The sequence below is a fragment of the Gluconacetobacter entanii genome (genome assembly GCF_013155425.1).
Classification (GTDB): Bacteria; Pseudomonadota; Alphaproteobacteria; order Acetobacterales; family Acetobacteraceae; genus Novacetimonas; species Novacetimonas entanii.
Window position 1 is genome coordinate 15,195 of sequence record NZ_JABJWD010000022.1, and the last position, 21,422, is coordinate 36,616.

21 protein-coding genes, 1 tRNA gene and 1 other RNA gene are annotated in these 21,422 nt (G+C 64.2%); 15 read left to right on the forward strand and 8 right to left on the reverse strand.

What is annotated here, in order from left to right:
- Window positions 1-37 precede the first annotated feature (37 nt).
- From ihfB to HNH97_RS04975, 4 genes are all read right to left on the reverse strand, one after another.
- The gene (gene ihfB / locus HNH97_RS04960) at window positions 38-334 is read right to left on the reverse strand and encodes an integration host factor subunit beta (protein WP_110913755.1); all 297 of its coding nucleotides are present in this window, start codon (window positions 332-334) and stop codon (window positions 38-40) included.
- Between the two features lie 25 nt (window positions 335-359).
- Window positions 360-1,304, reverse strand: coding sequence for a signal peptide peptidase SppA (gene sppA, locus HNH97_RS04965; protein ID WP_171790094.1), 945 nt, complete (start codon window positions 1,302-1,304; stop codon window positions 360-362).
- A gap of 93 nt (window positions 1,305-1,397) precedes the next feature.
- A complete protein-coding gene (locus tag HNH97_RS04970; protein ID WP_171790095.1) occupies window positions 1,398-1,862 on the reverse strand; it encodes a MucR family transcriptional regulator in 465 nt (154 codons plus the stop codon).
- Between the two features lie 387 nt (window positions 1,863-2,249).
- Window positions 2,250-2,669: an ArsR/SmtB family transcription factor gene (locus tag HNH97_RS04975; protein WP_110913758.1), complete on the reverse strand. Its 420-nt coding sequence runs from the start codon at window positions 2,667-2,669 to the stop codon at window positions 2,250-2,252.
- A gap of 311 nt (window positions 2,670-2,980) precedes the next feature.
- On the opposite strand from HNH97_RS04975, the gene HNH97_RS04980 reads away from it, so the two are divergent.
- The 4 genes from HNH97_RS04980 (at window position 2,981) to guaD (ending at window position 8,332) form a co-directional block, all read left to right on the forward strand.
- Window positions 2,981-3,313 (forward strand): TIGR01244 family sulfur transferase, encoded by a 333-nt coding sequence (locus HNH97_RS04980; protein ID WP_110913759.1) that lies wholly within the window; start codon window positions 2,981-2,983, stop codon window positions 3,311-3,313.
- A 54-nt stretch (window positions 3,314-3,367) separates the two neighbouring features.
- Window positions 3,368-4,591, forward strand: a complete 1,224-nt coding sequence (locus HNH97_RS04985; protein WP_171790096.1) for a UdgX family uracil-DNA binding protein — start codon at window positions 3,368-3,370, stop codon at window positions 4,589-4,591.
- 178 nt (window positions 4,592-4,769) lie between these two features.
- Entirely contained in the window at window positions 4,770-6,968 is a 2,199-nt protein-coding gene (locus tag HNH97_RS04990; protein ID WP_110913761.1) for an FUSC family protein, read from the forward strand.
- 38 nt (window positions 6,969-7,006) lie between these two features.
- Entirely contained in the window at window positions 7,007-8,332 is a 1,326-nt protein-coding gene (guaD, locus tag HNH97_RS04995; protein ID WP_171790097.1) for a guanine deaminase, read from the forward strand.
- Window positions 8,333-8,476: 144 nt separating this feature from the next.
- Here the strand turns inward: guaD and HNH97_RS05000 are convergent.
- Window positions 8,477-8,566: transfer RNA gene (locus HNH97_RS05000), tRNA-Ser, on the reverse strand.
- A 293-nt stretch (window positions 8,567-8,859) separates the two neighbouring features.
- Between HNH97_RS05000 and rplU the strand changes: the two genes are divergently transcribed.
- The 4 genes from rplU to proB all read left to right on the forward strand — a co-directional run bounded on the left by rplU (window position 8,860) and on the right by proB (window position 11,859).
- Window positions 8,860-9,174, forward strand: coding sequence for a 50S ribosomal protein L21 (rplU, locus tag HNH97_RS05005; RefSeq protein WP_110095072.1), 315 nt, complete (start codon window positions 8,860-8,862; stop codon window positions 9,172-9,174).
- A 77-nt stretch (window positions 9,175-9,251) separates the two neighbouring features.
- Window positions 9,252-9,521, forward strand: a complete 270-nt coding sequence (gene rpmA / locus HNH97_RS05010; RefSeq protein WP_003620528.1) for a 50S ribosomal protein L27 — start codon at window positions 9,252-9,254, stop codon at window positions 9,519-9,521.
- Window positions 9,522-9,665: 144 nt separating this feature from the next.
- Window positions 9,666-10,685, forward strand: a complete 1,020-nt coding sequence (gene obgE, locus HNH97_RS05015; RefSeq protein ID WP_171790098.1) for a GTPase ObgE — start codon at window positions 9,666-9,668, stop codon at window positions 10,683-10,685.
- Window positions 10,686-10,704: 19 nt separating this feature from the next.
- Entirely contained in the window at window positions 10,705-11,859 is a 1,155-nt protein-coding gene (gene proB / locus HNH97_RS05020; RefSeq protein WP_171790099.1) for a glutamate 5-kinase, read from the forward strand.
- Window positions 11,860-11,880: 21 nt separating this feature from the next.
- On the opposite strand, the gene HNH97_RS05025 is transcribed toward proB, so the two are convergent.
- Together HNH97_RS05025 and HNH97_RS05030 are read right to left on the reverse strand one after the other, a co-directional pair.
- The gene (locus HNH97_RS05025) at window positions 11,881-12,555 is read right to left on the reverse strand and encodes a hypothetical protein (protein WP_171790100.1); all 675 of its coding nucleotides are present in this window, start codon (window positions 12,553-12,555) and stop codon (window positions 11,881-11,883) included.
- An 83-nt stretch (window positions 12,556-12,638) separates the two neighbouring features.
- Complete coding sequence (locus tag HNH97_RS05030; RefSeq protein ID WP_110095076.1) at window positions 12,639-12,914, reverse strand: DUF2312 domain-containing protein; 276 nt, start codon at window positions 12,912-12,914, stop codon at window positions 12,639-12,641.
- Window positions 12,915-13,173: 259 nt separating this feature from the next.
- On the opposite strand from HNH97_RS05030, the gene zwf reads away from it, so the two are divergent.
- A complete protein-coding gene (gene zwf, locus HNH97_RS05035) occupies window positions 13,174-14,652 on the forward strand; it encodes a glucose-6-phosphate dehydrogenase (RefSeq protein ID WP_171790101.1) in 1,479 nt (492 codons plus the stop codon).
- Window positions 14,653-14,655: 3 nt separating this feature from the next.
- Window positions 14,656-15,099 (forward strand): hypothetical protein, encoded by a 444-nt coding sequence (locus tag HNH97_RS05040; protein WP_171790102.1) that lies wholly within the window; start codon window positions 14,656-14,658, stop codon window positions 15,097-15,099.
- A gap of 63 nt (window positions 15,100-15,162) precedes the next feature.
- On the opposite strand, the gene HNH97_RS05045 is transcribed toward HNH97_RS05040, so the two are convergent.
- The gene (locus HNH97_RS05045) at window positions 15,163-16,143 is read right to left on the reverse strand and encodes an alpha/beta hydrolase (RefSeq protein WP_171790103.1); all 981 of its coding nucleotides are present in this window, start codon (window positions 16,141-16,143) and stop codon (window positions 15,163-15,165) included.
- An 83-nt stretch (window positions 16,144-16,226) separates the two neighbouring features.
- Here HNH97_RS05045 and rnpB point away from each other — a divergent pair.
- The 5 genes from rnpB to HNH97_RS05070 all read left to right on the forward strand — a co-directional run bounded on the left by rnpB (window position 16,227) and on the right by HNH97_RS05070 (window position 21,421).
- Window positions 16,227-16,654: RNase P RNA component class A (rnpB, locus tag HNH97_RS05050), an RNA gene on the forward strand.
- A 347-nt stretch (window positions 16,655-17,001) separates the two neighbouring features.
- Window positions 17,002-17,481, forward strand: coding sequence for a division/cell wall cluster transcriptional repressor MraZ (gene mraZ / locus HNH97_RS05055; protein WP_171790104.1), 480 nt, complete (start codon window positions 17,002-17,004; stop codon window positions 17,479-17,481).
- Between the two features lie 5 nt (window positions 17,482-17,486).
- Window positions 17,487-18,512 carry a 16S rRNA (cytosine(1402)-N(4))-methyltransferase RsmH gene (gene rsmH / locus HNH97_RS05060; RefSeq protein ID WP_171790122.1) on the forward strand — a complete coding sequence of 342 codons (1,026 nt, stop codon included), beginning with the start codon at window positions 17,487-17,489 and terminating at the stop codon, window positions 18,510-18,512.
- The gene (ftsL, locus tag HNH97_RS05065; RefSeq protein WP_171790105.1) at window positions 18,509-19,369 is read left to right on the forward strand and encodes a cell division protein FtsL; all 861 of its coding nucleotides are present in this window, start codon (window positions 18,509-18,511) and stop codon (window positions 19,367-19,369) included. The genes rsmH and ftsL overlap by 4 nt, the downstream gene beginning before the upstream one ends.
- Before the next feature lie 36 nt (window positions 19,370-19,405).
- The gene (locus HNH97_RS05070) at window positions 19,406-21,421 is read left to right on the forward strand and encodes a peptidoglycan D,D-transpeptidase FtsI family protein (RefSeq protein WP_171790106.1); all 2,016 of its coding nucleotides are present in this window, start codon (window positions 19,406-19,408) and stop codon (window positions 21,419-21,421) included.
- Window position 21,422 lies beyond the last annotated feature (1 nt).

Here is a 21,422-nt window from a genome sequence, read left to right on the forward strand (position 1 = left end):
TTCATGACGTGATGGCCACAACAGGACCAGCAGGCAGTCAGCCTTCCGCCCCGTCCTGATGGTTGACCCGTTCACGCAGTTCCTTGCCTGCCTTGAAGAACGGGACGACCTTTTCCTCCACCGCGACGATTTCACCCGTGCGCGGGTTGCGGCCCGTGCGCGAATCCCGCTTCTTTACCGTAAATGCACCAAAACCACGCAATTCGACCCGGTCGCCCCGGGCCAGCGCCGCACTGATTTCATGAAATATGGTCTGAACAATCTGCTCTATGTCACGAGCGGGAAGATGTGGATTGGCTGCGGCAAGTTCGGCAATCAACTCCGATTTGGTCATCCTGCTTCCCTCTGTCTTATGTAAATTAAGGTTTCCAGATCGCAACGGCTCCGTCAAGATCGCCACCGGGCCTGAGCAGGCCATCCAGACGATCCGATTCCGTAACAATACCCAAGACACTTCCCAGCAGATGCCGCATCCAGTCAAGACGAAATGATGAACGCGGTTTCATATCTTCAACATCAACATTGTCAGACAGATGCAGGGTGCGGATCAACCATTCCTTTGCCTCCTGCTCTCCCCCGATCTGGTCCACGAGGCCAAGCGACAATGCCTGCGTGCCAGTATAGGGCCGCCCGTCCGCGAGTTCGAGCACCCTTTCACGCGGCATATGCCGTCCCTGCGCCACCATGGTGACAAACATGTCATACAGGTCGGACACCACGCCCTGCAGCATCTGCCGCCCCTGTGGCGAAAGGGGCTGCACGACGGATGGCTGCCCCTTCATCGGGCCGGAGACAAGCTGATCGACACGCACCCCCACCCTGTCGAGCAGGCCGGACACATCGGGCGACTGCATGATGACCCCGATGGACCCGGTCAGGGTGGAATGATGGGCGAACAGGCGCTGCGCGGGAACGGCGATCATGTACCCCGCCGAGGCGGCAAGACTTCCCATCGACACCGCGACAGGCTTTTGCCGTGCGAATTCCGCGACCGCGTCGTGCAATGTCTCCCCGCCAGTGACGGCGCCGCCGGGGGTATTGATATCGAGCAGCATGCCCTTGACGGCAGGGTCGGTGCGGGCCTTGCGGATCAGGGCCAGCGTCTTTGCCGTATCGGCGCCGACCACGCCGTCGATATGCAGGCGCACGATATGCTCACGCGCGGGCATGTGCCCGTGCCACACGGCCCGGCCCGATATGGCCAGCAGGCCGCAGGCGAACGCGACGACCGCCCCGATGCGCCACAATAACAATCGCCGTCGCAGGGACTGGCGTTCCAGCGTCATATCTGCATCAAACGCCATGCGGTTCACGCAACTTCATGACTGCATCGACAAAAACCGGAACAGGACCCGGCCATGGGTTCGCATGGCCGGACATCATGATGACGTCCTGTTTCAGGACGCCTTGCGCCCGCGGCGCTGCTTGGCCGGGGTTTCGGCGCTGGCCTCGCTCGGCGCTGCGGTGATCTTGCGGCCCAGCCCGATTTCACGCGCCAGGGTCGAGCGGCGCTCGGCATAGTTGGGGGCGACCATCGGATAGTCGCTCGGCAGGCCCCAGCGCTCCCGGTACTGCTCGGGCGTCATGCCATACGCGCTCTGCAGGTGGCGCTTGAGCATCTTGAGCTTCTTGCCGTCTTCGAGGCAGACGATGTAGTCGGGAAAGACCGAACGCTTGATCGGCACGGCAGGCTGCAGCTTTTCAGGTTCGACCTGTGGCTGATCCAGCGAAGTGAGGGCCTGATAGACCTGCTTGATGAGATCAGGAACAGTATCCGCCCCGACGGCGTTATTGGAGACATGAGCCGACACGATCTGCGTGGTCAGTTCAAGAAAAGAGAAATCCTGTTCAACGTCAGACATAATTCTGTTCCATTTCTTCAATCATGATGAATGCCGCCCTAAAACAGCCATCATCCGCGTCCTGAATAGGCACTACCCAATAAAACGCCCAAATACAATACTCGTCTCATCACGGTCCAGATTAAAATACGGAAAGAACCGACAATAAACACCCCTGTCCCATCACGAAACCATCATGCCAGACCGGCGCTGGACAATGGTTTTCATGATATACGGCCCGTTACGGGCAAAATCGGACCACACTAAAATTGTAAAACACGTGTTCAGATTGAAACTTGATGTAACATTTTTTAAATCTGAAAATAATGAGTATTCAACCCTGTCCCGCAGGGGTGAAAAGCCTGCATATCGCATTGTCATGACATGACGGCGACAGGAACAGCGACACTATTCCCCGCACGCAATGCGTGCAAAACGGGCGGCCGATATTTGTGCCGGGCGTGGGGTCGCCGTATTCGTTGCCTCCGCCGTGCCGTCCTGCACGCCGGGAACGGCATCACAGATATTGACCTCGGGGTCCATTATTGAAAACATGAGGCGAATACGTGTCGCTTCTTCGTCCGTAATGATCCGGTAGATGACCTGCCGCGCTTCCTTGCGGGTCACGACTATTTCCGCCCGCCGCAATTCTGCCAACTGCTGGCTCAGCGTAGGCTGGCCTATACTTGTGGCGCTTTCGATCTGACCGACACTCTTTTCCCCCTCCAGCAGGGTCGCCAGCACCAGCAGTCGCTGGGGCTGCGCAAAGAGGCGCAGACGATGGGCCAGGAGTTCAGCAGCCTCCCGCGTGCGGGGAAGCCTGTCCATTATCGCATTCATGATCAGTTACCGTAACATTGTCGAATTTGACGGACGAAAAATAAAAAAGAAGCCACTTCCTAATCCCACGGCGGGCATATGCAACCCTGCCATTATTATCGTGTTGGCAGACCCGGCGCGCCGACATGGATCTGCCCCTCCTGTTACCAATATGTCGATTACGCCACAGGAGTTTACATAAAATACGGTTTATTTTACATACATGAATATATTAACCATCTAACAATTTGCCATCCCCCGGCGGATGGGCGCATACCCGGACACTCAATGTCCCGTGCACCGGAGTCAGGATTCATACGATGCAACTCTATTCCCTCAGCCCCGATTTCACCGCCGCATCCCAGATTACGCCCGACGACCTGCCCACGATCGTCAGCCAGGGGTTCCGCAGCATCATCTGCATGCGCCCCGATGGGGAGGAATATGGCCAGCCAACGGCCGAAAGCCTGAAGGATGCCGCCGTGGCCGCCGGCCTGCAGTTCGCCTTCCTGCCCGTGGTGCCGGGCCACATCACCGAACATGAAGTCACACAGATGCGTCAGGCGCTGAAGGAAATGGACGGCCCGATTCTGGGGTACTGCCGTTCGGGCAACCGCGTCGGGCAGTTGTGGACCCTTGCCCATCAGGGCTGATCCCGCACCCCTCGCGACAGTTTTCAGAGTTCTTCACGTTTCAGGGATTGTACCATGCCCACGGTTGTCCTGGCCCACTGTCTGGATTTCGTGACATGGCGCAACGCCACGCGCACCCTGATCCTGCACGACATCGCGGCGGAGGAGATCACCTGGCGCGTCCGTGACCCCGCGGATGCGGCCACGCAGACCGGCATCCTCTCCCCGCTGCCTCCCGACACGCCGACACGATCCGCCTTTGGCGTTCCCCGCGCGGTGATGCGCCTGATCGAGGACGTGATGCAGACCGGGGCGCCCGACCGGTTCGCCCTCGCCTACCGACTGGTCCAGAGGCAGGTCACAGGCATCGCGCACCCCTCCGGCGATGATGACGCCGACTTCACGCGCGCGCGCCACCTTGCGCAGGAAGTGTGCGGGCAGACACGTGCGTTCCGGGCGCATATCGCCACATCGCACAAACCTGCCGATGCCCTTTCGTGGGATGACCCTTCCGGCTTTGTTGCGCAATGCAACGCGCGTTTCGTCACCCTGCAGCTTTCGTTTCATCCGTGGCGGCTTGAAATGCCGGGCGGCACGATGCAGTGGGACGGCACATCGCTGCAACCCGGAGAGCCCCTGCACGACGCCGATCCCGCCTCCTTTCCCACCCCGGCCCTGCCGCTGGTGGAGGGAATGGACATCGACCGCATCACCGCCCTGCCGGCCGTTGCGGAAACCGCCCGCTCCTGCCTGGTCTGCGCCATGGCGCACCATGCGACCCAGACCGTCTTTGGTGAGGGCGAGGCGACCGCCCCCCTGATGTTCGTGGGTGAACAGCCCGGCGATCAGGAGGACCGGATCGGCCGCCCCTTCGTCGGTCCGGCGGGACAGTTGTTCGACCGCGCCCTGCAGGAGGCCGGCATCGCGCGCGATCATGTTTATGTGACCAACACGGTCAAGCATTTCAAATTCTTCAATCGCAATGGCCGACGCATCCACCAGAAAGCCGGAGTGGAGGAAATCCGCGCCTGCGCCCCGTGGCTGCATGCGGAACGCCGGCTGATCCGCCCCCGGCTGCTGGTGATGCTCGGCGCGACTGCGGCCAGCGCAATCCTGCAACGTCCTGTCGTTATAGGACGCGAAAGATCCCATCCGATCACACTCGACGACGGGACGTGCGGACTGGTGACGGTCCACCCCTCCTTCCTGCTGCGCCAGCCCACGGAGGAGGCGAGAACACGCGAATACCAGCGTTTTGTCGAGGATCTGCGCCTTGCGGGCCGCCTGATTGATGCATGATGCGTATTCCATTCATCCACGAATGGAACAAATGACGCGCGGAAATCCTTTCCATGGCAGGCACTTCATCCCCTGCCACGAGGAAAGCCAATGACTGATATGCGCTCCCGACACCGTTACCTGTCGCATTCTTGGTTTATCAAGGGACCGCCCCCAGTACCGCCGGAAGCCACATATTGTGCCTGCTGACCTGAAGATCGTTCCCTCTTTCATCGCGCGTGTCTTTCGTGGACGAGATTTCTCGATTCTCTCGCCCCCCGGCTACAACCGCATGAGTCGCCTCAAGTGGCTCTATGCCCCGACACCAGAAGCCCTGGCCTTTGCGCTGCGCACGACGTTTGCGGCCCTCATGGCGCTGACCATCGCGATGTGGATGGAACTCGACAGTCCCCCATGGGCGGCCATGACGGTCTGGATCGTCGCACAGGGATCACGTGGGGAAAGCCTGTCAAAGGCGCGATGGCGCCTGGTGGGCACGGCACTTGGCGCAACCAGCGCGGTGGTGATCGTCTGTTCGTTTCCACAGGCGCCGTGGCTGTTCTTTCCGGCGCTGAGCATCTGGATCGGCATCTGCTGCGGCTGTGCGACGCTGGTGCGCAACTTCCGTTCCTATGCGCTGGTGCTGTCAGGCTATACGTGTGCGATCATCGCGCTCGCCGCCAGTCAGGATCCCGACAACATCTTCATGATCACCATGTCGCGCACGACCTATATCGTGCTCGGCATCTCGTGCGAGACGCTGGTCGCGGTGCTGTTCGCGCACAACCTCGCCACCGCCGCGAAGAAGAACATGCGGCAGAAGATCCAGACCGCGCTGAGCACCTCCACCGAAGCGGTGGCGAACCTGCTCGCGGGGGATGAGCAGGCATTCGTGCGTTCCCGCGCGCTGTTCGGCACGATCCTGTCGATCAATGACCAGATCGAATTCAGTGAAGTGGAGATGGGCCCCCACGGGCATGAGGGCGACCATGCCCGCGCGGCCCTTGCGGCGGTATCCGTCCTGCTGTCACGCGGGCTGGGGATGATGGCGCGCATCAAGGCGCTGGGCACGGTCAATCCCGTCTTTACCGAAACCAGCCTGCTGACGCGTACCTTCCTGCTCGGCCTGCCGGCGCGGCTGGAATCCGACACGCAGATCCCGCAGGTCATGTCGGACCTGCAGGACCTGCGCAGCGTCTGCCGCCAGCGCATCATCGACGCCCTGACCGAAGAACTGGCCGCGACGGAACCGCACGATACGGACACGATCGAACGGCTGCTCAACTGCCGCATCCTGCACAACGCGCTTGATGAACTCCTGGGCGAACTGGAACAGGCGGTCGCGGAGTTCGACGCCAGCCAGCACGAGATCCGGGGCGATCATTTCCATTTCCGCCTGCAGGCCCACCGTGATTTCAAGGAAGCGCTGTATAACGGTATCCGCGCGGCGGTGGCGATCGGCGCATCGGCGCTGATCTGGGAACTGACGGCATGGCCGAACGGCATCGGCTTCATCACCATGGTCGCGGTGACATGCGGCCTGTTCGCCACGCGTGAAAACCCGGTCCTTGGCACGATGAACTTCCTGCGTGGCGCGTGCTGGGCGGTGTTCGTGTCGGCCTTCCTCGTGCTGCTGTTCGTCCCGCGCCCGGCGGAATTCGAAATGCTGGCCGCCGTCCTCGCCCTGCCGATGATCGCAGGCGGCCTTGCCGCGCGCAATCCGGCAACGGCGGGGGCCGCGGCGTCCTATTCCCTGTTCCTGCCCGCCCTTGTCGGTCCGGGCAACCAGACGCGCCTGAATGAAATCGCCTATTTCAACGCAGCCTTCGCCCTGCTGTGCAGTATCGGCTTCGCGGTGCTGATCTTCCGCGCCGTGCTGCCGTTCGACAGTGACGAGGAACGCTGGCGCATGCGCAACCGCACCCTGCATGACCTGCGGCACCTGGCGTCGGCCAACCCGCTGCCACAGCCCCGGGCGTGGATCGGGCGCAATACCGACCGCTTCTCCCGCCTGATCCGCCATGCCGGGCCGACCCCCTCCCCCACGATCGAGGCCTACCTGCAGGGCACGCTGTCGGCCATGACGATCGGGCTGAACATCATCCGCCTGCGCGTCGTGCTTGAACGCAGCAAGTTGCCGGAGTCCGCCAATCGCGCGATCACGCTGTTCCTGCACCGCATGGCGCAGTTCAGTGGCCGTTATGGCCGCACCGCCCGCGTGGCGCGGAGCGCGACACGGGTGCTGCGTGTCCTCGAAGGGAAGGAAACCAACATTACCGCCCGCGTGGAAATGACGCGCGCCATTGCCTATCTGCTGGTCATTTCCTATGAACTTGATGCAAACGCGGCATTCCTTGACGCCTCGCAACCCTACCGTTCCAGCGAAATGATCAGCTAGGGACCACCACTTCCACCCCTCGCAGCAACCGGGGCCACATGACCGCAGCGCGCATGCACGACACCCTCGCCCTGCGGGGACGGATCGTCACCTTCCGCGACAACCCGTTTGTCACCGACCCGATCGCAGCCCTCCATCATGAGGAAGACGGACTGCTCATCATCCGCGACGGGCGGATCGAACGAGTCGGCGCGTATGCCGACACCCTGCCCCACCTGCCTGACGGCACGCAGGTGGCGCATTATCCCGGCTGCCTGATTTCCGCCGGTTTCGTGGACACCCATGTCCACTACCCCCAACTGCCGATGATCGCCGCCTATGGCGAGCAGTTGCTGGAATGGCTGGAACGCTACACCTTCCCTACCGAAAGCCGCTTTCGCGACCCGGCCTATGCGCACGACATCGCGCGCAGGTTCCTGGCCGAACTGCTGCGATGCGGCACGACCACGGCGGCCGTTTTCTGCACCGTCCACCCGCAGTCGGTGGAGGCGTTCTTCACCGAATCAGAGCGCCTCAACACGCTGATGATCGCGGGCAAGGTGCTGATGGACCGCAACGCCCCGCCCGACCTGCGCGATACGGCACAAGGCGGGTATGACGACTCCCTCGCGCTGATGGAGCGCTGGCACGGGCGCGGGCGGCAGATGTACGCCGTCACCCCCCGCTTCGCCCCCACCAGCAGCGAGGAGCAGCTTGAACTCGCCGGCGCACTGCTTGCACGCGATGACAGCGTGTTCATGCAGACCCACCTCGCCGAAAACGTGGACGAGGTCGCGTGGGTGCGCGAACTGTTTCCCGCGCGGCGTTCCTATCTGGATGTCTATGCGCATGCGGGGCTGGTGCGTCCGCGCGCCATCCTTGGCCATGCCATCCATGTCGATGAACCCGACCTTGCGACCTGCCATGACAGTGGCTGCACGCTGGCCCACTGCCCGACTTCCAACCTGTTCCTTGGCAGCGGCAGCTTCCGCCTGTTCGATGCGATGGACCCGCGCCGCCCGGTGCGCGTCGGGCTGGGAACGGATATCGGCGCGGGCACCAGCCTGTCGCAGTTGCAGAGCCTGAACGAAGCCTACAAGATCGCGCAGGCCACGGGCCATCGCCTGCATCCCGCGCAGGCCTTCTGGCTGGCGACGGCGGGCGGTGCGCGGGCGCTGCACCTCGATCACCGGATCGGGACGATCGCACCGGGGATGGAGGCCGACCTGTGCATCCTCGACCCGGCGGCGACACCGCTGCAGGCCCTGCGCGCGCAGTCCTGCGATTCGATCAGCGACCTGCTGTTTTCCCTGATGATGCTGGGCGATGACCGCAGCATCCGCGCCACCTATGTCGCGGGACGGCTGGTGCATGAACGCGCCTGACACGGGATATGGGCTGCTTTTCACAAAGGCAGCTTCCCTCGAAGCTTTCTGAAAAAAGCCTCGCCAGAAACTTCTTTATGTTTTTGGGGATTTTTCCAAGGGTGCCCGGTCCTGCATGACCGTGGCCAGACCCTGATGCGACACTGGCGGAGAGGGTGGGATTCGAACCCACGGTACGCTTGCACGCACAACGGTTTTCGAGACCGCCCCGTTCGACCGCTCCGGCACCTCTCCAATGTCAGCGGCGTTGGTGCGGGCTTATACGGTGCGCCCGCACCACGCGCAAGGGGGCGGCGGATGTTTTTTGCCATCCCCTTCCCCGCCATGGCGGGAATCGCCGCCAAGGGCGGGATTAGCGATTGACGGGGCGGGAATTGCCCGATAGAAGCCAGCCCTCAATCCCTGCGCAGAACAGGGGGCGCCGCGCGTGGTTTCGCGGCCAATGTCAAAAAGCGACCGGGCCATGCCGCCTGCACCTCCATCCCGATGGTGCCGCGCTGACCCAGAGATCGGAAAGATAGAGAATTATGTTCGCAGTTATCCGCACGGGCGGAAAGCAGTACCGCGTTTCCAAGGACACCGTCCTGAAGATCGAGAAGCTGGAAGCCGAAGCCGGCGCCACCATCACGTTCGACCAAGTCCTCGCCGTTGGTGGCGAAGGCGAAGCGAAGATCGGCAGCCCCACCGTTGCCGGTGCGACCGTCACCGCGACCGTGATCGCGCAGGACCGCCTGGCGAAGGTGATCATCTTCAAGAAGCGCCGTCGGCAGAACAGCCGCCGCAAGAACGGCCACCGTCAGCCCGTGACCGTGGTGCGTATCGCCGCAATCAACGCTGCCTGATCCCCGGACCGTCAGGCGGCGCTAACGCCCGGCGGGTTCAGGTCAAGATCAGTCAACAAGTTTCAGGAGTTCAGGCAATGGCACAAAAAAAGGCAGGCGGTTCCTCCCGCAACGGGCGCGATAGCGCCGGCCGCCGTCTCGGCGTCAAGAAGTTCGGTGGCGAAAGCGTCATCGCAGGCAACATCATCGTCCGCCAGCGCGGCACGAAGATGAAGCCGGGCCAGAATGTCGGCCTTGGCCGTGACCACACGATCTTCTCGCTCGTCGATGGGCATGTGAAGTTCGAGCGTCGCGCCGAAGGCCGCGTGCACGTTTCGGTCGAAGCCCTGCCCGCAGCAGCGGAATAAGAACTGCTCCCACCCGGGAGACAGTTTCGACCAGAGGGGACGGTCACGTGGGGCCGTCCCCTTTTTCGTATCGATACCACGGCGTGTTTCTGGTATCAGACACGTCCATGGGGCTGCCACCGGCCCAGATCGGACCCGTGAGCGATGAAGTTTCTTGATCAGGCCAAAATTTTCGTGAAATCCGGCGATGGCGGTGACGGCGTCATTGCGTTCCGGCGCGAAAAATATATCGAATTCGGCGGCCCCGATGGCGGCAATGGCGGACGGGGTGGCGACATCATCTTCGTGGCCGTGCCCAACCTCAATACACTGATCGATTTCCGCTATACGCAGCATTTCCGCGCGCGCAAGGGCGGCAATGGCGCGGGATCGGACCGTACGGGGGCGGCCGCCGCACCTGTTGTCATACAGGTGCCCGTGGGCACGCAGATCTTTGATGACGACCGCGAAACGCTGCTTGGCGACCTTGATGAGGCAGGCAAGCGCCTGCTGCTGTGCCGCGGCGGTGATGGCGGCCGGGGCAATGCGCATTACAAGACCAGCACCAACCGCGCCCCGCGCCGGGCCGATCCCGGATGGCCGGGGGAGGAACGCTGGGTCTGGCTGCGGCTGAAGCTGATTGCCGATGCGGGCCTTGTCGGCCTGCCGAATGCGGGCAAGTCCACCTTCCTGTCGGTCGTCTCCGCCGCGCGGCCCAAGATTGCCGATTATCCCTTCACCACCCTGCATCCGCAGCTTGGCGTCGTGCGCCTGTCGGTGACGGAGGAATTCGTCATCGCCGACATCCCCGGCCTGATCGAGGGCGCGCATGAGGGCACGGGCCTTGGCGACCGTTTCCTTGGCCATGTCGAACGCTGCGCCGTGCTGGTGCACCTGATCGACGGCACGCAGGATGACGTGGTCGAAGCCTGGCGCACCATCCGCCATGAACTGCACGAATATGGTGGCGGCCTGTCGGAAAAACCGGAAATCATCGTCCTGAACAAGATCGATGCAATGTCGGACGAGGAGATTGCCGAACGCCGCGCGCAGCTTGAACAGGCCAGCGGCGCGCCGGTCATGACCATGTCCGGTGTTTCGCGCCAGGGCGTGGACAGGGTGCTGCGCCTTGTGCAGGACCAGATCACCCGCACCCGCGCGGAAGAAGCCGACACCACAGCTTGAAACGCAGATAGAGACGACCGTGACAGCCCTCCCCCCCGTGCCCAGCCTGAAGAACGGACAGCGCATCGTCGTCAAGATCGGCAGCGCGCTGGTGGTCGATGCCGAGACCGCCTCCCCCCGGCAGGCATGGCTGGAAAGCGTCGCGGCCGATATCGCAGCGTTGCGGGCGCAGGGTGCCGAGGTCATTGTCGTGTCATCCGGCGCGATCGCCCTGGCCCGCCACCAGCTTGGCCTGACGCGCCGGGTGCTGCGCCTTGATGAAAAGCAGGCCGCCGCCTCCGTGGGGCAGATCCGCCTGGCGCAGGCCTGGACCAACGCCCTGTCGCGCCACGACCTGAACGCGGCGCAACTGCTGCTGACGCCGGACGATACGGAACATCGCCGCCGGTACCTCAATGCGCGCGCCTCGCTCAACACGCTGCTGACACTGGGCTGCGTGCCGATCATCAATGAAAATGACGCCATCGCGACAACGGAAATCCGCTTTGGCGACAATGACCGGCTGGCCGCGCGTGTGGCGGAAATGACCACGTCGGACCAGCTTGTGCTGCTGTCGGACATTGACGGGCTTTATACCGCCGACCCGCGCACCGATCCCGACGCCCGGCACCTGCCGGTGGTCGAAAGCCTGACGGACGAGATCGAATCCATGGGGGGCGCGCCGCCGCCGGGCTATTCCTCCGGCGGGATGCGCACCAAGCTGATGGCCGCGCGGATCGCGACGCAGGCGGGATGCGCCATGGTCATCGCGCAGGGCAAGCCGCTGCATCCGCTGCGTGCATTATGGGATGGCGGGCGCTGCACATGGTTCCTGCCGTCGCCGGATGCACGTTCGGCGCGCAAGAAATGGATTGGCGGCAGCCTGACGCCGGCGGGCACCCTTGTGATCGACGATGGCGCGGTCCGCGCGCTGCTGGGCGGGTCCTCCCTGCTGCCTGCCGGGGTGCGCTCGATCTCGGGCACGTTCGACCGGGGCGACCTTGTCAGCGTGACCGACATGCACGGCCAGCGCATCGCCCATGGCCTGTCATCCTATGGCGCGGCGGATGCGCTGCGCATCATGGGCCGCCAGTCCGACGAGATCGAGGACATCCTTGGATGGCATGGCGGCGATGAACTCATCCATCGCGACGATCTCGTCATGAGCGACCGGGCCTGCATCCCCGCCACCTGACACCCCGCCACAAGGCGAGATTTACGGCCGGGGGGGCCAGCGCAGGGTCGGTTCCGAACGCTGCCGCCGTTCCGCCCATCGCATCGTGCGGGGAAAGCCCTTGCGCGCCATCGCGGCACGCTCGCCCGTCCTGTCGGCCTCCGCTGCGGGCGGGACGGGTGTGCGCAGGGGCGCGCGCACCGGACCCGAAGCCGGGGGCGCGGATGGCCGGGGCGCCTGCTGCTGCGGCGGCGGGGGCGCCGCCGTCGGGGGCGCAGGGGGCGCATCCTCCGGCATGTCATCAGGATGGGCGGGCGGCGCCTGCACCGTAACGGGCGGGACCGCGCGGCGTTCATAGGCCGGGATGTCGCATTCCGGGTCGTCGGGGTCCAGCAGGCGGGCGGCGCGGGCCCGCGACACCTGCCCTTCGCCGGACATGTCCGGGTCGTCGCGGTCCTGCGCGCGCAGGACTTCGGACAGGGGTTCGCCCGACGTGACCTCCGCCTCCTCGCGCGCCGGAGCGGAGGTGCTGGACATCGCCATGACACGCAGTTCGGCCTGCAGGTCATCAATCTGCACCGCAAGGGCGTCAAGCCGCCCCTTCACCCCGATCACGGCGAACGGGACCAGCATCCACAGGACGGCGAACAGCAACCCGGCAATCAGGACCAGCGCCTGCGCCCACTGGGGCAGCCATTCGGGCCAAGGTAGCGTCATGGGTATCTCCTGACCTTGTGCATGACAGGAAACATACCCTTACGCCGGGCAGTCAGCCATATGGCCATCATCCCTGCGGGGCATCACATGCCCAGCGCGCGGCGATAGATGTCGAGCAGGGTTTCCTGTTCCTCCACCTCGGCCGGTTCCTGCTTGCGCAGGCGGATGATCTGGCGGATCACCTTCGTGTCGAAACCTGCGGACTTCGCCTCGGTATAGATGTCCTTGATATCGCCCGCGAGGGCCTTGCGCTCTTCCTCAAGCCGTTCAATACGCTCGATGATGCTGCGCAACCGGTCGGCCGCGATACCGCCAACGGCCGCGCTGCTTTCGTCGGTTTCGAAATTATCGGCACTCATTGTCCGCTGCCTCCGGATATGGTGATGGGGCCGTCGTACGCGCCACCACGCCTTCCATCGGCGGGGCGACATGCATGACGCTTTTGAACGGCGGGCTTATCGCGATGATGGGCGCGGGTCAATGCCAGCTTGACATGCTCCGAAAGGGGGTCCTAATCGGTCCCTGACCGTTGGTACCGGCGTGTCCGCGTTCCCGATATGCTGTGCATGGCGGAAATACGGGGCTGGAAACAGAACATCAGGCAGGAGGCCGATTTTCATGGCACATCTTCCCCCCGTCGATACGTTCGACTACATCGTCTTCGGTGGAACGGGCGACCTGACCATGCGCAAGCTGCTGCCCGCGCTGTATTACCGTTTCCGCGACGGGCAGGTGCCTGCGGATGCCCGCATCATCGCCACCGCGCGCTCCCCCCTCTCGCGCGAGGAATACCAGGCCCGCGCGCAGCAGGCGCTGCAGGAGCACATCCCCGCCGCCTCGCTGGAGGCGGACACGGTCTCGCGCTTCATCAACCTGCTCTATTATGTCAGCCTCAACGGTGCGGAGGCGCAGAGCCACTGGGCCGACCTGCGCACGCTGCTCGACAGGGAGCCTGCGACCCGCATCCGTGTCTATTACCTTGCGACATCGCCTGCGCTGTACGGGCAGATCTGCGAAAACCTGAGCAAGCAGGGACTGGTCACGAAACAGTCGCGCGTCGTGCTGGAAAAGCCGATCGGCACGGACCTTGAAAGCGCCAACGCCATCAATGACAGCGTCGGGCGGCATTTCCCCGAAAACCACATCTTCCGCATCGACCATTACCTGGGCAAGGAAACGGTCCAGAACCTGATCGCGCTGCGCTTCGCCAACCCCGTGTTCGAACGGCTGTGGACCAGCGATGCGATCGATTACGTGCAGATCACCGCCGCCGAGACCGTGGGCGTCGAGGGACGCGGCGCGTATTATGACAAGTCCGGCTGCCTGCGCGACATGATCCAGAACCACCTGCTGCAGGTGCTGTGCCTTGTGGCGATGGACCCGCCGGTGTCGCTGGATGCGGACAGCGTGCGCAACGAGAAGCTCAAGGTGCTGCATGCGCTCAAGCCGATCAAGCCGTCGGAGGTCGCGATCTACACCTCCCGCGGGCAGTACATGCGCGGCCATGTCAACGGGCAGACGGTGGGCAGCTACCTCGAGGACCTTGGCGAAGGCGTCACGAGCGAGACCGAAACCTTTGTCGCGCTCAAGGCCGAGATCCTGTCCTGGCGGTGGGGCAACGTCCCGTTCTACCTGCGTTCGGGCAAGCGCATGGCGGAGAAATGCAGCGAGGTCGTGATCCAGTTCAAGTCCGCGCCGTGGACCATCTTTTCCAACAGGCCTGCCGCCAACCGCCTGATCATCCGCATCCAGCCCGACGAGGGCGTGATGCTGTCGGTCTCCACCAAGGACCCGACCCCCACCGACAGCCTGACGCTGCGTGAGGCCGACATCAATATCGAGTTCGAAAAGGCGTTCAACATCCGCTACCCCGATTCCTACGAACGGCTGCTGCTTGATGTCGTGCGGGGCGACCCGATCCTGTTCATCCGCCGCGACGAGGTGGAGGCCGCATGGAAGTGGATCGACCCGATCCTGCAGGGATGGAGCAAGAACGAAGCCCCGCTCGAACCCTATCCCGCCGGGACATGGGGGCCGGAGGGCGCGCGCAACCTGCTAGCGCAGTCGGGACATCTGTGGCACGAGGACATGAAATAACGCATGGCAGCCCCTCCCCGCCTTTCGGGCCGGAACCGCGCGCCCATGACGATCCGCCAGCGGATCATCCGGCGCGTGCTGATGATCATTCCCATGGCGCTGCTGACCTTTGTCGTCATGCGCATGGGGTGGCTGGACCAGGCCGCGGACAAGCTGACCTTCTCCAAGGTCAGCTGGTTCGACAACACCGCACTGGTGGAGCATTTCCGCACGGTCGTGACGCATAACGGCATGACGCACGACCGCAAGGACTGCCTGCTGTTCGTCCTCAATGGCAACGACCCGCCCGACGCCACCAACCTTGAGGTGATGGAGCGGCATTCAGGCTCCTGCCCGGGGGATCGCAACACGCTGCCGCGCCTGTTCACGCTGCGGGTGGACCGCCTGTCGCAAAGCGTGCAGACCGACTGGCAGACACCCGGCGTATTCCACGCCATGCCGCAGTAAACAGGACACAAAGACGCCGCCTTTTTTAAAAAAGGCGGCGCCCGGTTTTTTTCAAATACCGGTTCAGGACCGCGCGAACGCCTCGCGCAGTTTGCGCGCGCCATAATGGATCGCGGATTTGCCACCCGGCAGGAACGAATAGAAATTCAGGAAGCCATGGACCGTCCCCGGCCATGTGCGCGTACAGGCCTGTGATCCCGCCTTCTCCATCGCGGCGGCATACCCCGTCCCCTCGTCATGCAAGGGATCGCACTGCGCCAGGGCAATGACGGCAGGTGGCAGGTTGGCGAGCGAAGATGCGAAGATCGGGGCAAGGCGCGGGTCGCACAGGTCCTTCGGGTCGCGGACATATTCCTGCGCATACCATTCCATCACCCGGGTGCTCAGGACATACCCGTTGGCATAGACCTCGCGCGAGGGAACGGGACGCTCCCCATACAGCGAGGGATAATAGAGCAGTTGCAGGGCAAGGGGCGGATACTTCCACCCCCTGCTCATCTGGCTGAGCACGGCGGCGAGCGTGCCGCCCGCACTGTCGCCCGCGACCGCGACCTTCCCGCCCCAGCGCCATGCCTCCGCCGCCACCCACTGCAGCGCGGCCCAGCAGTCATCCACGGCGGCAGGGAATTTGTTTTCCGGCGCAAGGCGGTAATCGAACGACACGACCGCCGCCCCCGACTGCCGCGCCAGGCGGCAGCAGATCCCGTGGTGGGAGTTCAGGCCGCAATGGACATACCCGCCCCCATGCATGAACAGCACGACGCCGCGCACCCTGCCATAGGGAACATAAAGCCGCGCGGGACGCAGTTCGGTCGCACCGGGCACACGGATGTCGATCACGCGCCGGACCTGCAGGCTCGACAGGCGTTTGGGAAAACATGGGCGGTCGAAGCGCCGGCGGATATCCTCCAGCGAATGGGGGACATGGTTGTGATGGGCAGAATGGGCCTTCGCGCCGAGCAGGAACAGACGGGTAAGAAAACCCGGAAGCCGCCCGCGCGCGGGGGCCGCGGACGTCGCGGCATCGGAAACAGACAACAGCACGCCTTTCGTGATCGGTCATGAGTTTTCGCGTCCCAAGGCTTTAGCCCTTGACGCGCGGCGCATGCACCGCCAGTTTCCGCATGCCAGACGGTCGGACGGCCGCTGTTGGTGCGCATATGCGCAGTGATGGAGGAAAGTCCGGGCTCCACGGAAGAACGGTGCCGGCTAACGGCCGGCGGGGGCGACCCCAGGGACAGTGCCACAGAAAACAGACCGCCCCCACGGCAGAGGGCCCGGTTTCATGACCGGACCGGATGTTGGGGGCAAGGGTGAAACGGTGCGGCAAGAGCGCACCGCGCGCATGGTAACATGGGCGGCAGGGCAAACCCCACCGGGAGCAAGACCGAATAGGAACGGCAGGCGGGCGGATTCCGGTCCGCGCCGCCAGGGGCCTTCCGCCCCGTCGTTCGGGTTGGTCGCGTGAGGCGTGCCGCAAGGCGCGTCCCAGAGGAATGGCCGTCCCATCCCCCACGGGGATGGACAGAACCCGGCTTACAGACCGTCTGGCATCTTTATCCCCCGCCCCTGCCATCATTACGTCACTTCACCTGCCTGAATCGCGCGGGTACGGCGGTAACAAAGTATTCACCAAAAAGAACAAACCATAAACATATCTGGAACAGAAATGAGCACGGGCAGAACATGGGGGATATATTCCTCTTTACCTGTCATTACAGGCCCCACCGCCGAACAATAGCAGTCTGCCGCCATTTCTTGCATATCTTTAATTGACCGCCCATGAAATCCCATGATATCCCACATAGACCCAGTGAAGTTGAGTGAAGGAAGTACCTTCACCCGCGCCGGGGACAGCGTCTCAGACCTCTGTAATCCATGCCAGGGAGGGCATCGCGCAGCGTGAGTGTATTCCTTGGCACGCATCAGAACCGGCTGGATGCCAAGGGGCGGGTCTCCATCCCGTCGGCTTTCCGCGCGACGCTCCGCACCCTTTCGCGTGCGGGCGAACCGCTGGTCATCATGCGCCCCTCGCACCTGCATCCCTGCCTGGAGGCCTGGCCAAGCGCCTCGTTCTCCGCGCTGGCGCGCCCGCTGGACGAGGTGGACATCTTTTCCGAGGATCACGACGACCTCGCCACCGCGCTCTATGCGGATGCCTATCCCCTCGACGCGGACAAGGAAGGACGCATCCTGCTCCCCGAAACCCTGCGCGCGCATGCCAACCTGAGCGAACAGGTCACCTTCATGGGGCTTGGCCGTATCTTCCAGGTCTGGGATCCCGACGCCGCGAACCAGCGCCGCGCCGAGGCGCGTGCACGTGCGCGGGCGATAACATCCGGCAGGAAAACGGCGGCCTCCCCGCCGGAAGGATCGGCATGACCACGATGACATCCCTTCCCCCGGCATCGCTGCCGTGTGCCGACGGCGGCCATGTCCCGGTCATGCTGGACGAAGTACTGTGTGACCTCGCGCCGCGTGATGGCGCGACATACCTCGACGGGACATTTGGCGGCGGCGGATATGCACGCGCGATCCTGTCTGCGGCCGACTGCACGCTGTGGGCCATCGACCGCGACCCTGCCGCCATCGCGCGCGGGGAGGTTCTGGCCACGTCCTTTCCCGACGGGCATGGGCAGTCGCGCCTGCGCCTCATCAAGGGCGGGTTCGGGGACATGGCCGCCCTGCTCGCCGCGCGCGGGGTGGGGGCGCTGGATGGCGTGACGCTCGACCTCGGGGTATCGTCCTATCAGATCGACCAGCCGGAACGTGGCTTTTCCTTCCGCATGGACGGGCCGCTCGACATGCGCATGGGTGATGAGGGCACGACCGCCGCCGATGTCGTCAACCGCTATCAGGAAAGCGAACTTGCCGACATCATCTACACCTATGGCGAGGAGCGGATGTCCCGCCGGGTGGCGCGCGCCATTGTCGCGGCACGGGCGGAGGCGCCGATCACCACCACGGCGCGCCTGGCGGATGTCGTGCGTTCGGTCGTGCGCGCGGACCGGTCGGGCATCGACCCCGCCACCCGCACCTTCCAGGGGCTGCGCATCTACGTGAATGATGAACTGGGGCAGATCGAACGCGGGCTGGAACAGGCGCTCGGCCTGCTCGCACCGGGCGGGCGCCTGGTGGTGGTGTCCTTCCACTCGCTTGAAGACCGTCTCGTGAAGCTTGCGATGAACCGTGCGTCAGGCCGCATGCCCGGCCCGTCGCGCCACGATCCGGGGGCCGCCGTACAGCGTACGCAGCGCCCGGCCTTCCGCCTTGTCAGGAACAAGGCCATCCGTCCGTCGGACGCCGAATGCCACCGCAACCCGCGCGCGCGCAGCGCGCGGCTGCGCACGGTCGAACGCGTCGCGACATTCCCCTCCACCGAGTCCGCCACACACATGGGACAGCAGCAATGATCCGGATCATCACGCTTTTATGCGCCATCATGACGGCGGGGTCCGGGCTGTTCCTGTATACGAAGAAGCAGCAGACCTCCGCACTGGACCAGAAGATCGCGCAGATCGTGATGCAGACCGAACGCACGCGCGACCAGACGGCCATGCTGCGTGCGGAATGGACGATGCTGAACCAGCCCGACCGGCTGCACAAGCTGGCCGAACGCTATGACCCGACGCTGCGCCCCGTAGCGCCCACGCAGTTCGTACAGGTCGCCAGCCTGAGCGCGCACCTGCCCGCACCGGGATCCCCCGCCCCCATCGCACCGCCCAACCCGCGTGCGAACATGGGTGTCGCCCTTGCTGCCGACCATATGCCCATTGCGACGGCGGACCCTGTCGCACGTCCGCATGCCCCCATGGTGATGCCCGCGGCAACGCTGGCACAGGCCAGCGTGCCGCATCCGGTGGCGCAGTCCGCGCCCCTCCCGCCAGTGGTGACACACCATGCGCCACCCGCCCATGTGGAAGCGGCCGCCGTGCATCCCGAACATCCGGAGCATGATGGCATAAGGGCCACGCCGGAACACGCCGCCCCCCGTCCGATGGAGCATGCCGCCCCGATGATGGCGCAGAACGAAACCCCGGCAGCCCATCCGCCGGTGCATGTGGCCCATGCCGCCACCACCCCCGCGCCCGCCCATGACGTCATGCTGGCCAGTACCCGTGTCGCGCCCTATCACTACCATCCCGCGCATGAAGTGTCGGAGGCCGCATGGCATCCGGCCGAAGCCCTTCCCTCCGTCCGGGGTGGTGGCAGTTCGCTGGCCAACTCCCGCACGTCCGCCCTTCCCCCGCCCGTACCCGTCAGCAACTGACGACGGTCGCTTCCGCTGCCGGATACCGTCGGTGACATGAACGATACGCCCCGCCCATCAGACCAGGATACGCAAACGGACAGTTCCCGCCCCACAGGCGGGACTTTGCGCATGACCCAGGTACGCTACAGGACGGACACCCGCCTGCTGGTGGTCGCCGGGGTGTTCTGCGTGCTGTTCGGCGCGGTGGGCGTAAAGCTTGCCATCGCGACGATCATCATGCCGCTCGCCCCGCAGCAGCACCAGATCGCGCCGCAGGTCCCCCCCATCCCCAAGAGCGACCCCAAGGGCATGGTGGCCAACGACATCGTCCTGCCGCAGGTGCACCGCGCCTCCATCGTGGACCGCAACGGGCAGGCGCTGGCCATCTCCCTGCCGGTGGCGCAGGTCTATGCCAACCCGCAGGAAATGATCGACCCGCAGGACGCGACGCACAAGCTCAAGCACGTCCTGCCCCACCTTGACGAGGCGGAGACCCTGCGCCGCCTGTCATCGGCGCGGCAGTTCGTCTATCTGGCGCGCGACATCTCGCCGTCGGAGGAGCTGGCGATCAATAACCTCGGCATCCCCGGCATCTACTTTGAACCGGGCGAGCGCCGCCGCTATCCCATGGGGCGTGTCGCGGCCCAGATCATGGGGGGCGTGGACATCGACGACCACGGCGTTGCAGGCGTGGAGCGTTTCTTTGACAAGCGCCTCGACAGCAACCGCGCGCCGCTGACGCTCTCGCTCGACGTGCGGGTGCAGAACGTGGTCCATGACGAACTGCAGTCGGCGATGGACACGTTCCAGGCGATCGGGGCCTGCGCGATCGTGATGGACGTGCGCAACGGGGAAATCATCGCCATGGTCAGCCTGCCTGACTATGACGCCAATGATTTCGGCCATGCCCCGGCCGACGCCCGCTTCAACCGCGCCGTCACGGGGATGTACGAACCCGGCTCCACCTTCAAGCTGCAGACGACGGCCATGGCGCTGCAGGACGGGGTCGCGCATATATGGGACCGTTTTTCCAGCGTGCCGATCAAGGTTGGCCGCTTCACCATTTCGGATATGAAGAACGACCATTTCGACCCCTGGCTCTCCCTGCCCGAGGTGATGGCCCATTCCTCCAACCCGGCGGCGGCGCATATCGCGCTGGATGCGGGGGCCGCGCGCCAGCAGGACTGGCTGCGCAACATGGGATTCTTTGCGCGCGTACCCATCGAACTGCCCGAGGCCGGGCGTCCCATCGTCCCGTCCACGCACAACTGGGGCGTGTCTACCGTCATGACCGTGGCCTTTGGCCACGGTGTCGCCGAACCGCCGCTTGCGATCGTGCGCGGCACGGCGGCGACGGCCAATGGCGGCTTCCTGCTCAGACCCACGCTTTTGCTGCATGACCAGGATAGGACACCGGGGGGCACCCCTGTTCCCGATACGGACATGGCGGGACAGGTGCCCGATGCGCAGCGCCTGATCTCGGCGGAGAATTCGAACATCCTGCGCAAGATCCTGCGTCTTGACGTGACCAAGGGCACCGGCGACCGCGCGGAATCCCCGGGCTATTACGTGGGGGGCAAGACCGGCACGGCGGAGAAGATCGGCGCGCATGGCGGCTACCTCAAGCATGTCAACGTGTCGGCCTTTACCGGCATATTCCCGATGAACGCGCCGCGTTATGCGGTGTATGTCATGCTCGACAGCCCGAAGCCCACGGCGCAGACACATGGATGGACCACGGCGGGGTGGAACGCGGCGCCCACGGCCTCGCACATCATCACGCGCATCGCGCCGATGATGGGCCTGTTCCCCGACACCACGCATCAGGAAGCGATCGAGAATTCGCTCTACATCCCGATGCGCCCGCCTGTCCCGCATGGATATCGCGCGCTGGGCCCGGGAAATGATCCCGGCACGCAGCGCCTGCAGGAAGGCGAAGGCAGGCACCATGCCGGCCGCCACGGGACGGGGGAGATGACCTCCGAAGAGGGGCATGTGGCGCACATGCACGCCGCACGGGATGAACGCGAAGACGCCCTGCCATTAAAGAAGCGGCAGGAACGGGGATAGA